Origin of the sequence: Pseudomonas sp. HPB0071, assembly GCF_000478505.2 — a bacterium.
GTDB classification, from domain to species: Bacteria; Pseudomonadota; Gammaproteobacteria; order Pseudomonadales; family Pseudomonadaceae; genus Chryseomonas; species Chryseomonas luteola.
Window position 1 is genome coordinate 2,850,831 of the sequence record NZ_KI517367.1, and the last position, 12,613, is coordinate 2,863,443.

Consider the following 12,613-nt stretch of genomic DNA (forward strand, 5'->3'; position numbering starts at 1 on the left):
TATCATCTGATTTCTCGCCATGAAACTCTGTCAGACGTTCTTGATCCTGGAGGCGCAGGACTGCAGACGGGCTGATCTGCATTTGCGGACCCCGCAAAACAGATGAGGTCGGTACTACCTTCATTAGTAGCGTTGTCACTAGCTTCATTAGTAGCATTGCCATTGAAATAGCTAGGTGTATCTATGGCACCTAAATCGGGATTGGAAATTCCAGAAAAAGGAATCTTATTTCCATTAGAGTCGGTGAAATAGTCATTATTATTGATAAGCCCGTCGCCGTTGAAATCAAAATAGTTGTACGCCAATCGAGCACCAGTAAATACGTCTAGAGACATTACCCAACTAGTGGCCCCGCCTGAACAGGGATCATCAGAGGGTGTTAATGTACTGAATGTGATGGTGCCATTTCTTAAAACACCTGCTGAAACAACCCGTTCACCAGTAAGCGAATTGGATCCACCCTCAGAGGCCTTCCATAATAGATCTAATACCCAACCAGACTTACCGGACATGTCCCCAGTGGCTGCTTCGCTCAAAATTCGGCCTTTTTGGCCGTTTACGTTTACTTCTTTTAGAATCTTACGTTCAGCTAGGTTCGTTCGGTTAACCGAACTCTCTCTGTCAATGATGGCGTAGTAGGACTCAATGCGTTGATTCTGCAAGAGATCAGTATCGACGGTTTGGTAGAAACTACCTGTACCAAATAGAATAATTGGTTTGCCATCGGTATTAAGAGCGGCTGTAAGAGGTGCTGTAATAGGCTGGACTCTACCTGAGCTATCCCGTGCCGAGAAAATGGGAATGATGTTTTGGTTACCATTTCTAAAACCATCCCACTTACTTACGTCCTCCCCTGTTATATCGAATCGCCAAAGATTGCCTTGGGTATCGCCTACGTAAATGCGATCCGCTAATCGGTCATTATTAATATCGATTGCTAAGGGTTGTGCCATTCCGCCAGTAGTATTGACTGTGAATTTTTTCAGCACATTCCCGTTAGCCGCATCAAGTACCCAAACATGACCTTTAGTAACGGATGAGTTTGTAAATCCACTACTAACGATAACGCCAAATTTTCCATTTGCTAATGCAACCACTGAGGGCTTCTGGACTGGATAAGACATGTCAGGTGCGGTGAACTCCCACATTACACTCCTGGCAGACATAGTGTCCGGGTTGGTGGCGTCTAAAGCGAAAACGCTTTTGCCTCCAGCACCGGTTGTGCCCACAACAATAGTTTTCCAGCTACCGTTTATCCAGGCGTCAGAGCTCGTCGGCGAGCCATCTACATAATACTGGTGGGAGTAATTTGGGTCGGTAAGCTTATATAAGTCACCTGTTATGCTTCGAGGTATATAGGCAAAGAGCTCACTACCTCCAGTTGACGAAACGGTCGCGTCAAATCCATGCAGCATCCCATCATTTGTACCTACCACCACCATGGGCTTACGATTGATATAGTCAGTGCTGCGACGAAAGCTCAAATAGCTACTGCCTGCACCGCCCCACATTGAGCCGGTCAGTAAGTTATAGCCATAATCTTGATTAGAAACATATTGGGGATCTGAGTTAATAATATCGCCCAATCGGCTGCCCCTTGAGCGGAACGGGTTAGAAGGAGTCGTTTTGGTTTTTTCTAGGTTTCGCTCGCCACGTAAGTAATTTAAGCGATTCTGGCCGGTATCACCTTCTACAGTAACGCCATTCGCTCTAGGTGTCTGAAGAGCGGTTTTGGCGTCATTGTCCAGATTATTATTCCAGAAAAAGTCTATACCTCCGATGGATGTAGAGTAGACCCCTTGCTCTCTGGCAGTAAATCCATTCGATAGGAATATTTTTCGTGTACTGAGATTAGTTAACGCATCTAGTTTAGACGCAGCGCTCCACGTTGGCGTTGCCGCAACTGAGCCAGAACCGCTGACAGTTTTTGCGAGAAGGTCTCCACTCCAGTTGGAGCTATTATAGAGAGTCTGAAAAACAGCGCTTTCCGTATTAAGCTGAGTCGAGTTGGTAGCAAGAGACGTAGATGTGCTTCTAACCTCTTTAACAATTTGGGAGAAAGCTGTTTTTAAGCTGGCTGTCATGTTGGCCGCGTCGCTTGCTACGAAAAAGTTATCAGGCCGCTTATCTCCAGTGGACAGTTTTTCACCATTTGTCCACCAAAGATCATCTGTAATGATGGCGCTGGTGGTCTCGTTTGAATAAGGAGAAAAGTTAGATGGTACTTTAAAACCGCCATATTTAGCGGCAAGCCAGTATTGGTTCGACGCACGCCCCGCCAAACTCTGGTTCTCTCTTACGTCTACCCAATATGTAGAAAGTGTTTGCTTGCCGCCCATATTGGGTCTGAGATCAACAGTATGCGAGTCGTAAGCTAAGCCTGCTATATAAGCTGAGTTAGAACGTCCAGTATAGCTACTCGACGTTTCTTTAAGGTTGACGCCTTCAAGACTGCCAACTTTTGCTGTGGCGGTAACGACGTTAACTGTCGTATCTTCTACGACCTCTTGTGGCTTAGGGCTAACTTCATCTACTGAGCTGGTTGGGCCGGGGAGGTTTTTATCTCTATGAGTGTTTGTGTCGCCAATGCCTAAAATAACATTTTTTTGGCATGAATAGTTAATAGGATCCTGCCAGTTTGTAATAACAGGAAAACCATCTGCTTCTGCGTATCGCTCTGCTGTGGTTTTTCCAGAGAAATCGCTATATGCTGAGACGTTTTTTTGATTTTTATAATATCTTACAGCTGTATAATAAAGCTCACTGACAGGGTCATGGCTTTTAAGTTTTTTATAAGCAGTTGGGTTTGTTTGATAAGGCATTGAGCCAAATTTGTTTAAGTAATTAATTACACCGCTATCAGCAACACCATTGCCTGTACTAGTAGCATCGGCAGGGTTAGGGTTTTTTACTAAAATGCCAGTGGTGACATTCCATTCTGCATATGGGTTCGTTGATCCGTCAGTATCTTTCGGACCTATACCTTTTTGGTTGGCTCGTAAAACGCCTCCATCGCGTCCCTCGCTGGAGTCGTTAAGGTAGCCAAATACGCTGTAGCGCAGCGTATCCGCATATTGCTGAAGTAGGCCTTCTGGTTTGTAGTTAGTTGACGAGTAGCGCTTACAGTTACTTTCCAGACCGCCAGCCGCAGGGCTTGGGTCGCATACTTTTACCTGAATTCTTAAACGATAAACGCTTTTAACTTGTGATCCTCTGTTCTCGTTGACGCGATACGAAGGTATGAGCCTGCCACTGTTAAACTGGGCGCTATTGTTTGGGTCATAGTCGACCCATTCACTCCTTGATGTTGAATCATCGCCAAGCTTGTCCGACCAATTTGAAAATACCATGTCGGTATCTAGACCACTTAGACGGATATACATGCTATTCCAGCCAGAGGATACTGGTGTGGCGCCCGAGAACTCGGCTGCTGGAATCATTCCTTGACCTGAGTTAGTCCTATCGCCTGTACTATTTTGGCCACTGTGACGCGCCTTTTGCAAAATAGTAAGGTTTTCTTGGTCAACAGCTCTTAATCCCCCCGTTAGCGCGCTGCGGAAGGGATCAATAGTCGGCGTTGCAGCCCAGTTTAAGAAGTTTCCGCTCCACTTACCATTACATTTATGGTTAGTGGCTAAGCCATTTGGATAGAACCAGCCATCATTGCTGGTCTTGTTATATAGATAGCACTTGTCAGAATCGAAGTAACCAGAGTACTCATTGGCTGAACTATAACTGCCTAGGTTTGCAACGGACAAAACAGTAGGCCATTCCACGGAAGGCACCAATGCTAAGCTTCCAGGAACGTTTCCACTGCCTAGTAACAGCGGTGTCTGGGAAACTTCTGCATGAACGCCTGTTGCTGTAAAGGAAGCAAAAGTTGCTAAAGCAAGACTTTTAAAGATTGAGTAATTATTTTTTAAGGGAGTCATTGTGGCGATAATTTCCTTATGCGTTAGCATCTTTAGCGCCTGATAAAAGTTGATTGGAGTAATACATTTGAGCTTGCCGTAGAGTCGTTAGTATCGACTGCGGCGCCGTAACCTTCTGCTTCTACTCTTACTAGAGCAACTTCAATTGCCTTGCCAGCTTCAAGGCTATCGCCAGGCTTTATAATAGTTACACCAGGGATGGGTGTGATTCGGAACCGTGGCTTGCTTACGCCAGTAAGGTTATCGACGTTTTGCCAGCTTCTTTCTGTAGAGGTATTCTGCCAAAAGCTGACTTCTTTACTTAAAGCAAATGCTTCGGCTTGGCGCATAGCCGTTTCTGCGCCTTGGAAAGCTAGATTTTGATCGCGCATGTTTCCCGCCATTCGCTCTTGTAATGACGTGACGCGCATGCTGCTTATACCAATAATGGTCATTAGCAGGAGTACGATAAGAGCGACGAGAAGAACAGCGCCTTTCTCTCTAGTAGGAAAAATTTCTGTTCTCATGGCAGACGATTCCGTATTCCTACGGTGGTAGAAAAAACCTGAGCTAAACGGCCATTGTTAATAGTGATGTCTTGCCCGTTAAATCTTATTACTTGATTTGGTGAAACAACATTACTGTCATTGCTAGTGGCTAGTAGGGTTATTTTTACAGAAACCACACTTGACCAATCGGTAATATTATTGGCGTCTAGATAATCTCCAGTAATATTTCCTTCGCTGTCACCTTGGGCATATTTTATTTGCATGTTTTGTATGCCCTCTACAATCTCTTCGGTAACTATGTCTGAAGGGTTGTCATAACGAACTCGCCATAAAGATGGAGTGTTGCTACTGCCGTTATCAATGTAGTAGATTGAGCTTTGATATTTAAGTAGATCTGCTTTTTGACTATAAGCGTATCGAAATTCGTTTGAAGAGCTTATAGATAGTGATGTTGCAGTTTTCTGGTTTTGAAAGATGTCACATCCAACTGGCTCAGCTATAACTAGAAGTGTGCCAAAAGCTAGTTTTGTAGCTGTGGTTGTCGTAATCGTATCATTAGTTGGCGCGGATGCTAATGTGACGCCTGCAGAGTTAGCGGCATGTTTAAGCAAAACCATATCTGTTCCAGGTAACCTTTTTGAGGCTGGAAACCAGCTAGGTAGTGCAGAGTCGGCTTCACTATTATCCCAGCCTTTAATGCCAGATATTAAAATATATCTTTCATCATTATTAAGTGGTGAGGGTAGATTATTTAAACTTCCAACGCACTCGCCTCGGTAAGACGCATTGCGAGTGTCAAAAGTCAAAAAATCCATTGCAAATCGGCCGGACTCTTGTACTTTAGAAAGGGCAAGGTTTGTAATATAGGTGTTTTTACTTGACAAGAATATTTGTAGAACGCCGCCAATTAGGAGAAGGCCTAATACCATTGCCACCATTAGTTCGACTAATGACAGACCACTTTGCTTGGTCTGAAAAAAAACTCTCATAGCTGGGTCCGGTAGGTGAATATAAAGTCTTGATTTGTGTCTTGGGCTGAAGAGCTTCTAATCCTGGCACGGTTGTCGTTCCATTTTATGGAGATGACAAAGATTTTGTTGCTGTATTCTATTTTTCCTGTCCCGTCAGGAAGCAGGCTTGCAAGTGAGTTCAGCCACTCTGCCTTATCTTTCTCAGCGCGTACTGCGTTGGCAGTATTGTTTGTTGTGGAGGAAGAGGGAAAAGAACTTATATTGTAACTTCCTGCTAAGGCCGCTGTGCGGTTAGCTCGCATGCGATCTGCCATATCCCCAGCTAAGAGTGTCGCTTGTGATCTGTAATAAGCGCCTTGGTTGCTCTTAATGCTAGTTGATTGCAAACCTGCAAGGCCTAAAAGCCCTACTGCAAGAATAAAAACAGTAACTAGGACTTCAATAAGTGTAGCGCCTCTTTGGCAAGTGTTTTTCATTGGGATTTACACGCTATGCCTGTGCTGCCTGTAGAGGTAACAGACACCGTTGGTTTTTCGTCATTTTTTTTGCAATTTGTCGGGCTAATAACTAGTTTGCCTCCGGCAGTAGCTGCTCCATTAGGCAAAAAAGTAAATCCAGCGGCAGGATCAGCCTCGACAGTTAATGATTGAGCATCCCAAACGCGAATCACATCGCCGCCTACTTGGCGAATCAACCAGCCATTAGACCAGTCTGTCCCGTTATCACAGGCAGTACCTGCTTCATTACGACGGCAGACAATCACATTCTTGCGCCGTTTTAGTGCTTCAGAACGAGCAATCTGAAGCGTGCCGTTGAGTTCATTAACGAGGGCGTTCGTGCGGGAGCTTTGAATTAAGTTGCTGAATGATGGCACTGCAATAGTAAGTACAATCGCAAGGACTGCTACAGTCACCATGAGCTCGATTAGCGTAAAGCCGCGTACGGAACGCATCCTTGATTCCTTGCAGAGAAATAATCGGCATGATGCCTTTGCAGATCAGGTTGCTCAAAAACACAGGTGACGTCTGGTCAATTGTTTTATCTGTGTGGTCGCCAAGCCATTTCCACTAGCATCGGCTACCAGTCGGAGCAGACTGTATCCGTACTCTACCTGCTTTATTAATCACCACCTGTTTTAGGGCTTCGCTGTTTCGACAGAGAGTAAAGGTGCCATTCTGATAATCAGTAGCGCCGTTAGGCTTGAAGGTCAGGAAGGGGCGTGCGCGAAAACCGGACCAGTGCCAACTGTAGCCAGTCGGTATATTTTCGCTTGATAGGATATTAAGTATTTCATCAGTCTGCTCGTGTTGGTTTGCAGTCTGGTAAACCAGCATCGCTCCTTGCCAGATGAAAGAGCTACTGCAACTACCCTGGCTTTCGTGACAGACAGTTGTGCTTCTATTTTGCGTTATAGCCTGAAAGCGGGCGCGGTAAAGCGTCTGAGCTAATCGGTTAGTAGCTTCGTACTGTGTTATTCGGTCTGTAAGCGTGCTAAAGGAAGGTATGGCGATGCCAATGGTAACGCTAAGAACAACGATAGTTGTAAGTAGTTCGATAAGGCTGAAGCCTTGTTGATAGACTTTCATTAACGGCGTCCATGTACGTGAAGTCAGTTTAGCCATCCTGGCATGATGGCTTTTTGCTCCTGTATGCATTACTTGTCAATTGAGCGGTTATTGAGGTGTGATGTGGTTTTTGACGTGGCGATCATTGGTGGGGGCGTTATTGGCCTGCTTTCGACTTTGCAGCTCGCCTTGGCAGGGCAGAAAGTCTTGCTTCTGGAAAGAGCAGAGCTTGGTCAGGAGGCCTCCTGGGCCGGCGGAGGTATCGTTTCTCCGCTTTATCCCTGGCGCTACAGCGCACCCGTCACCGCATTGGCGCACTGGTCTCAAGATTTCTACCCGGAACTTGGCGCTCAGCTTTTCGAAAGGACAGGTGTAGATCCTGAAGTCCATGTAACAGGGTTGTATTGGCTGGATCTTGATGATGAAGCTGAGGCGCTTGCCTGGGCCAAAGACAAACAACGGCCTCTGGCCTCGGTACCTATTCAAGAGGCCTATTCCCACGTTCCGGTATTAGGGGAGGGCTTCAAGAAGGCTATTTATATGGCGGATGTGGCTAATGTCAGAAACCCGCGGCTGGTTAAGTCCCTTCAAGCCGCTCTGGCGGCTATGCCCAACGTAACCATAAAGACTGGAAGCGAAGTGCAGGCATTTCTTCAGGAAGGGGACGCTGTCACCGGTGTTTATGTAGATGGCATTGCCGTCCAGTCTAGGCATGTTGTGGTTTCAGCGGGAGCATGGAGCGGCTCGTTATTGAAGAGCGTTGGCATCAGCTTGCCTGTCGAGCCGGTTAAGGGCCAGATGATGCTATTCAAATGCGCAGATGATTTTCTGCCCAGTATGGTGCTGGCTAAAGGGCGCTATGCCATCCCGCGGCGAGATGGGCATATTCTGCTAGGCAGTACATTGGAGCATGCAGGCTTTGACAAGAAGCCTACCCAGGCAGCGCACGAAAGTCTTTTGCGTTCAGCCATCGAGCTGTTGCCTGCACTGAAAGGTAGCCCAATGGTCGCTCATTGGGCTGGGCTACGACCAGGATCGCCTGAAGGCATTCCCTATATTGGCCCAGTATCCGCGCGGCCTGGCTTGTGGCTCAACTGCGGTCATTATCGTAACGGTTTGGTTTTGGCGCCTGCCTCCTGCCAGCTGTTGACTAATCTGATCACAGGGGAGGCGCCTATCATCGATCCGGCACCTTATCTGCCGGATTCACGGCTGGAGATCAGCTACGTGTAATCAATCGATGCCCAGCTTTTTCAGGCGATACCGCATCGAGCGGAAGGAAAGCCCGAGCCGTTCAGCGGCAGCTGTACGGTTCCAGCGCGTCTCCTCAAGCGCTTGCATGATCAGCTTTCGCTCAATCTCCTCCAGATAATCCTCAAGATTACTGATATTGGCCAGACTGGTTTCGCCAGTGCTGGACGACTGGGAGGTATCTGCAAGGCGCAGATCGCTTGGTTTGATCAGGTTGTCTTCACAAAGGGTATAGGCTCGCTCAAGCATGTTCTCCAGCTCGCGAACATTACCCGGAAAGCGATAGCTCTTGAGTTTGGCGAGAGCATCATCTGTCAGCTGGGCCAGATCCTGTTGTGATTCCTTGGCGAGACGCTTCAGGATAGTCGAGCACAGTTCCGCAATGTCTTCGCGTCGTTCACGTAGCGGAGGGACACGAAGTTCGATGACGTTGAGGCGATAAAACAAGTCTTGCCGGAAGCGATCAGCGGCTACTTCAGCGGCCAGATCTTTATGTGTGGCACTTAGTATCCGTACATCCAGTGCTACTTCCTGTTGCCCACCGACGGGGCGTACAGCCTTTTCCTGAATGGCACGAAGCAGTTTTACCTGCATGGCTAGCGGCAGATCGGCGACTTCATCCAGAAATAAAGTACCGCCCTGGGCGGCCTGGAATAGGCCCTGTTTGTCTTCAATGGCGCCCGTAAAGCTGCCTTTTTTGTGACCAAAAAACTCGCTTTCCATCAGCTCTGATGGAATAGCGCCACAGTTGACTGGAATAAAAGGGCGATCCGCACGAGGGCCTTGCTCGTGAATCAGTCGGGCGACCAGCTCTTTACCGCTGCCGGATTCACCGCTGATATAGACGGGCGCCTGGCTGCGAGCGAGTTTGCCGATCTGAGCACGTAGCGTACGCATGGGCGGTGAGTCACCCAGCAGCCTGTGATCTGCCACCTTGATGGGGGCAGGCGCTGAGCTGCTCAGGCGTAAGGCGGTGCTTACAAGCTCCCGGAGCCGAGGAAGATCAACAGGTTTGGTCAGGTAATCGAAGGCGCCGGCTTTCAATGCCTGGATGGCCGTATCCAGACTTCCAAAAGCGGTAATCATGGCTACAGGAACATTTGGATATTTCTGCTGGATGTATTGCACAAGGTCAAGACCGGAGCCATCTGGAAGACGCATGTCGGTCAGACACAAGTCAAAGGATTCTCGAGCCAGCAGATCCTTTGCGTCTTTCACGTTCTTTGCGCTAAAGGTGTCGAGCTTCATGCGACCCAATGTAATTTCTAATAGCTCTCGGATATCGGGTTCGTCATCAACGATCAGGACTTTCTGTCGATTCATGTTCAGCTCAACTTGCGCGGATGGGCAAAGGTAATGCGGAAGCAGCCGCCTTGTTCCTGCTGGCGGTAGTCGAGGCGGGCCTGGTTACTCTCGCATAATTCGCGGGAAATATAGAGGCCGAGCCCGGTTCCTTTGCTTTCGGTGGTAAAGAAGGGTTCGAAAAGGTTGGTGATCTGGTCTTCAGGTACACCTGGCCCATCATCAATGACATCCAATATGGGAAGGTCTGAGTCGGGGTCACGGAAGAGATCCAGCCACACTTGTCCCTTGCCGTGCAGCTTGCTGCTATGGCGTAGGCCATTTTGAACAAGGTTGGTTAGCACCTGAGTCAGCTGGCTAGGGTCCATGCGGGTCTGTATCGTACCTGATGTCGTTTGCACATAGACAAACTGTTGCTCACGTAGAGTGGTTCTGAATTCACCTGCAAAGCGGTGTACCCAGTATTTAAGGTCCAGCAGCTGGGGCTCTGCCTGGCGGCGTCTGGAAAGTTGCAGGACATTCTCGATGATGATGTTCATGCGCCGGGAGTGATCCTGAATGATCTGGGCCAGGCGAAGATCATGCTGATCGAGTGCTTCTGATTCCTGAAGAAGCTGTGCCGCGTGGCTTATGGCCCCCAGCGGGTTGCGAATTTCATGGGCAATGCCCGCCGTGAGGCGTCCCAATGATGCAAGCTTTAGCTGCTGGGCCTGCTGAGCAATACGGGAAATGTTTTCCAGAAAAATCAGAATATGCTGATTGCCGCTCCGTTGGATGGGGACGAAGCTGGGCTGGATCAGTGGGCCTTCGCTGAACGCTTGCATGGGTGCAGGACGAAGCGTCCGGTTCCGTTCCCATTGTTGTAGGCGGTCCATCAATTCGGGGCACTGATCATTCAAGTCCCCGGTATCGAGTTCTGGATGACCGAGCAGCTCTCGAGCGGCAGGGTTGGCCAGAATAGGTGCCATTCTTGAGTCCAGAACCAGAATGCCGGTGCGCATACGGTCCAGGATCAGCGCATTCAGATTTTCCAGATCGGCAACAACGTGCGCCCGCTCTTCTGCCAGAGTCTGGCTTTTGGACAGTCGGCTGACGAGACTTTGCACCAGAAATGCGGCGGCAAAGCACAGTGCGCCCAGGCCTCCCGCCTGAACATACTGATTGGCCTCTGAAGGAAGGCTAAGCGTTCTATAGGCGGTGGCATAAATGAGGGCAAGGGTAGCCAAGGCCGCCAGCAGAATTCCAATACGCCCAACGAGAAGAATGTTGGCGATCGATACGGTAATGATGATGAGGTTGCCAATACCACTCGGTGTACCGCCAGCGCTGTACATGAGATAGGTCAGCAGCCCGATATCCACTAGAGCCAGGGCAAAGATCTGTTTTTGCTTGCGCAGTGGTGGCAGAAAAATCGCCAGGATATTACCCGCTAGGTAAATCCAGCTGCCGACCACAAAGTTTTTACCCTCGGTTACCTTCAGAAGGTTGTCGTCCAGATTGGTGGAAACCAGAAGGATAAAAACCAGCCCGACAATGACCCGGTAGTAGTGATACAACCTCAGGATACGACTGTCCTGCAGGTTGTAATGAAAAAAATCAGCGCTCACTGCTCAGGCTTTTTTGTAAGTGATCTTGGCAGCAGAACCAGAACTCCCCGTGGGGTAGGGCTTTATCGCGAGGAATGTGTACCCCGCAGTGACCGCAGCGAACCATTGGCTGTGGTTTGGCCAGGCGTGTTTTCTGTGACTTCTGTGGTTTCGCCTGTAGCAGGCGGCGGCACAGCCATACAACAGCGATAATCAGAGCTAGCCAGAAAAGCAGGCGAAACAAACCCATAGTGTTCTCTAAATAGTGGTACGGCCGTTACAAAATTCGTTTCGGGTGTTACGGCACATTAGAAGACTGCAAAAGTAAACTCCATCACAGCGTGTGATGGCCGTTGAAGCGTTATACCTCATCATGGTCTTCATATGAATGAGGTGTCTTATTTTGCGGACCTTCAGGAGTAAATAAAAAGGAGGCTTAAAGCCTCCTTTTTTGTTCAGGTTCGCATCAGTCGAAAAGACCAAACGTCAGACGGCTGAACCATGAGCGACGCGGAGCATCAGGATTTTCGGCCTCTCCAGGCGCAGGTTGATTCTCTGGAAGCAGCTCCTGAGGAATTTCACGCTTCGCATCTTCGTATTGGCGCTGTACATCCTGAGCAGCTCGTGTCTCGCCTGGCGGAAGCGGCTCGCTGGGGCGATCAACCAAACCGAGGGTTGCGCGTGCCAGCCATGAGCGATCATCTTCGCTACGCTGCTTGGGTTTGAACTCACCGTTATCCAGGCTTGGGTTGTCCGGATAGTTCATTTTCAGCGTTTCCAGGCTGGTAGCTGCCAGGTCGTTGAGGCCCAGATGCTGATAGGCCTCAGTCATGACTGCCAAGCCATCCCCTACCGATGGGGTGCCCTGAAAGTTTTCGACAACATAACGACCACGGTTGGCCGCAGCGACATAAGCCTTGCGGCGCAGGTAGTAATCGGCCACATGGACTTCATACGCTGCCAGCAGGTTGCGCAGATAGGTCATGCGCGCCTTGGCGTCAGGTGCGTACCGGCTGTTTGGAAAACGGCTGGTGAACTGAGCAAAGTCATTGAATGAGTCACGGGCAGCACCCGGGTCACGCTTGGTCATATCCAATGGCAGGAAGCGCGCCAGAAGACTGCGGTCCTGTTCAAAGGATGCTACACCTTTCATGTAGTAGGCGTAGTCGACATTTGGATGCTGGGGGTGCAGACGAATGAAGCGGTCTGCCGATGTACGGGCAGCTTCAGGCTCTCCGTTCTTGTAGTTGGCATAGATAAGCTCAAGCTGAGACTGATCTGCATAACGGCCAAACGGATAGCGGGACTCAAGAGCCTTGAGTTTGCTGACAGCCTGGTTGTAGTTGTTGTTGTTCAAATCTTCCTGAGCTTGCTTATAGAGCTCGGTTTCGCTCAGGTTTTCTGCCACTTCAGGTGCTTTGGAGGAACAGGCAGCGGTGAGGGCGAGGCTGGCGATCAGCAGCAGGTGCTTCAATTGCATGGCGGCTTTGCGTTCCCTGAAACGGTCGGCTGACGGAG

The 12,613-nt window shown here is 48.9% G+C and carries 11 protein-coding genes; 1 reads left to right on the top strand and 10 read right to left on the bottom strand.

Going from position 1 to position 12,613, the window contains the following annotated elements; translation table 11 throughout:
• Window positions 1-2: 2 nt before the first annotated feature.
• The 6 genes from HMPREF1487_RS13345 to HMPREF1487_RS28375 form a co-directional block, all read right to left on the bottom strand.
• Entirely contained in the window at window positions 3-3,962 is a 3,960-nt protein-coding gene (locus HMPREF1487_RS13345) for a pilus assembly protein (RefSeq protein ID WP_010797187.1), read from the bottom strand.
• A gap of 2 nt (window positions 3,963-3,964) precedes the next feature.
• Window positions 3,965-4,438, bottom strand: coding sequence for a pilus assembly PilX family protein (locus HMPREF1487_RS13350; RefSeq protein WP_010797188.1), 474 nt, complete (start codon window positions 4,436-4,438; stop codon window positions 3,965-3,967).
• Window positions 4,435-5,409 (bottom strand): PilW family protein, encoded by a 975-nt coding sequence (locus HMPREF1487_RS13355; protein WP_010797189.1) that lies wholly within the window; start codon window positions 5,407-5,409, stop codon window positions 4,435-4,437. Before HMPREF1487_RS13355 ends, HMPREF1487_RS13350 begins: the two co-directional genes overlap by 4 nt.
• Window positions 5,406-5,867 (bottom strand): type IV pilus modification protein PilV, encoded by a 462-nt coding sequence (gene pilV, locus HMPREF1487_RS13360; protein WP_010797190.1) that lies wholly within the window; start codon window positions 5,865-5,867, stop codon window positions 5,406-5,408. The genes HMPREF1487_RS13355 and pilV overlap by 4 nt, the downstream gene beginning before the upstream one ends.
• Window positions 5,864-6,343, bottom strand: coding sequence for a GspH/FimT family pseudopilin (locus HMPREF1487_RS13365; RefSeq protein WP_010797191.1), 480 nt, complete (start codon window positions 6,341-6,343; stop codon window positions 5,864-5,866). The genes pilV and HMPREF1487_RS13365 overlap by 4 nt, the downstream gene beginning before the upstream one ends.
• 115 nt (window positions 6,344-6,458) lie before the next feature.
• Complete coding sequence (locus tag HMPREF1487_RS28375) at window positions 6,459-7,046, bottom strand: GspH/FimT family pseudopilin (protein ID WP_083603038.1); 588 nt, start codon at window positions 7,044-7,046, stop codon at window positions 6,459-6,461.
• A gap of 33 nt (window positions 7,047-7,079) precedes the next feature.
• On the opposite strand from HMPREF1487_RS28375, the gene thiO reads away from it, so the two are divergent.
• Complete coding sequence (gene thiO / locus HMPREF1487_RS13375) at window positions 7,080-8,189, top strand: glycine oxidase ThiO (protein ID WP_010797193.1); 1,110 nt, start codon at window positions 7,080-7,082, stop codon at window positions 8,187-8,189.
• Here the strand turns inward: thiO and HMPREF1487_RS13380 are convergent, their stop codons facing one another.
• From HMPREF1487_RS13380 to HMPREF1487_RS13395, 4 genes are all read right to left on the bottom strand, one after another.
• Window positions 8,190-9,530 (bottom strand): sigma-54-dependent transcriptional regulator, encoded by a 1,341-nt coding sequence (locus tag HMPREF1487_RS13380; protein WP_010797194.1) that lies wholly within the window; start codon window positions 9,528-9,530, stop codon window positions 8,190-8,192.
• Between the two features lie 2 nt (window positions 9,531-9,532).
• On the bottom strand, window positions 9,533-11,116 hold the full coding sequence (locus HMPREF1487_RS13385) for a sensor histidine kinase (RefSeq protein WP_010797195.1): 1,584 nt from the start codon (window positions 11,114-11,116) through the stop codon (window positions 9,533-9,535).
• A complete protein-coding gene (locus HMPREF1487_RS27945; protein WP_010797196.1) occupies window positions 11,106-11,345 on the bottom strand; it encodes a PP0621 family protein in 240 nt (79 codons plus the stop codon). Before HMPREF1487_RS27945 ends, HMPREF1487_RS13385 begins: the two co-directional genes overlap by 11 nt.
• Before the next feature lie 216 nt (window positions 11,346-11,561).
• The gene (locus HMPREF1487_RS13395) at window positions 11,562-12,575 is read right to left on the bottom strand and encodes an outer membrane protein assembly factor BamD (RefSeq protein ID WP_010797197.1); all 1,014 of its coding nucleotides are present in this window, start codon (window positions 12,573-12,575) and stop codon (window positions 11,562-11,564) included.
• Between the last annotated feature and the right edge of the window lie 38 nt (window positions 12,576-12,613).

Coding starts and splice junctions, on each gene's coding strand:
- HMPREF1487_RS28375 (WP_083603038.1), bottom strand. CDS start 7,046: ATGCATACAGGAGCAAAAAGCCATCATGCCAGGATGGCTAAACTGACT.
- HMPREF1487_RS27945 (WP_010797196.1), bottom strand. CDS start 11,345: ATGGGTTTGTTTCGCCTGCTTTTCTGGCTAGCTCTGATTATCGCTGTT.
- HMPREF1487_RS13380 (WP_010797194.1), bottom strand. CDS start 9,530: ATGAATCGACAGAAAGTCCTGATCGTTGATGACGAACCCGATATCCGA.
- pilV (WP_010797190.1), bottom strand. CDS start 5,867: ATGAAAAACACTTGCCAAAGAGGCGCTACACTTATTGAAGTCCTAGTT.
- HMPREF1487_RS13350 (WP_010797188.1), bottom strand. CDS start 4,438: ATGAGAACAGAAATTTTTCCTACTAGAGAGAAAGGCGCTGTTCTTCTC.
- HMPREF1487_RS13355 (WP_010797189.1), bottom strand. CDS start 5,409: ATGAGAGTTTTTTTTCAGACCAAGCAAAGTGGTCTGTCATTAGTCGAA.
- HMPREF1487_RS13395 (WP_010797197.1), bottom strand. CDS start 12,575: ATGCAATTGAAGCACCTGCTGCTGATCGCCAGCCTCGCCCTCACCGCT.
- HMPREF1487_RS13345 (WP_010797187.1), bottom strand. CDS start 3,962: ATGCTAACGCATAAGGAAATTATCGCCACAATGACTCCCTTAAAAAAT.
- HMPREF1487_RS13365 (WP_010797191.1), bottom strand. CDS start 6,343: ATGCGTTCCGTACGCGGCTTTACGCTAATCGAGCTCATGGTGACTGTA.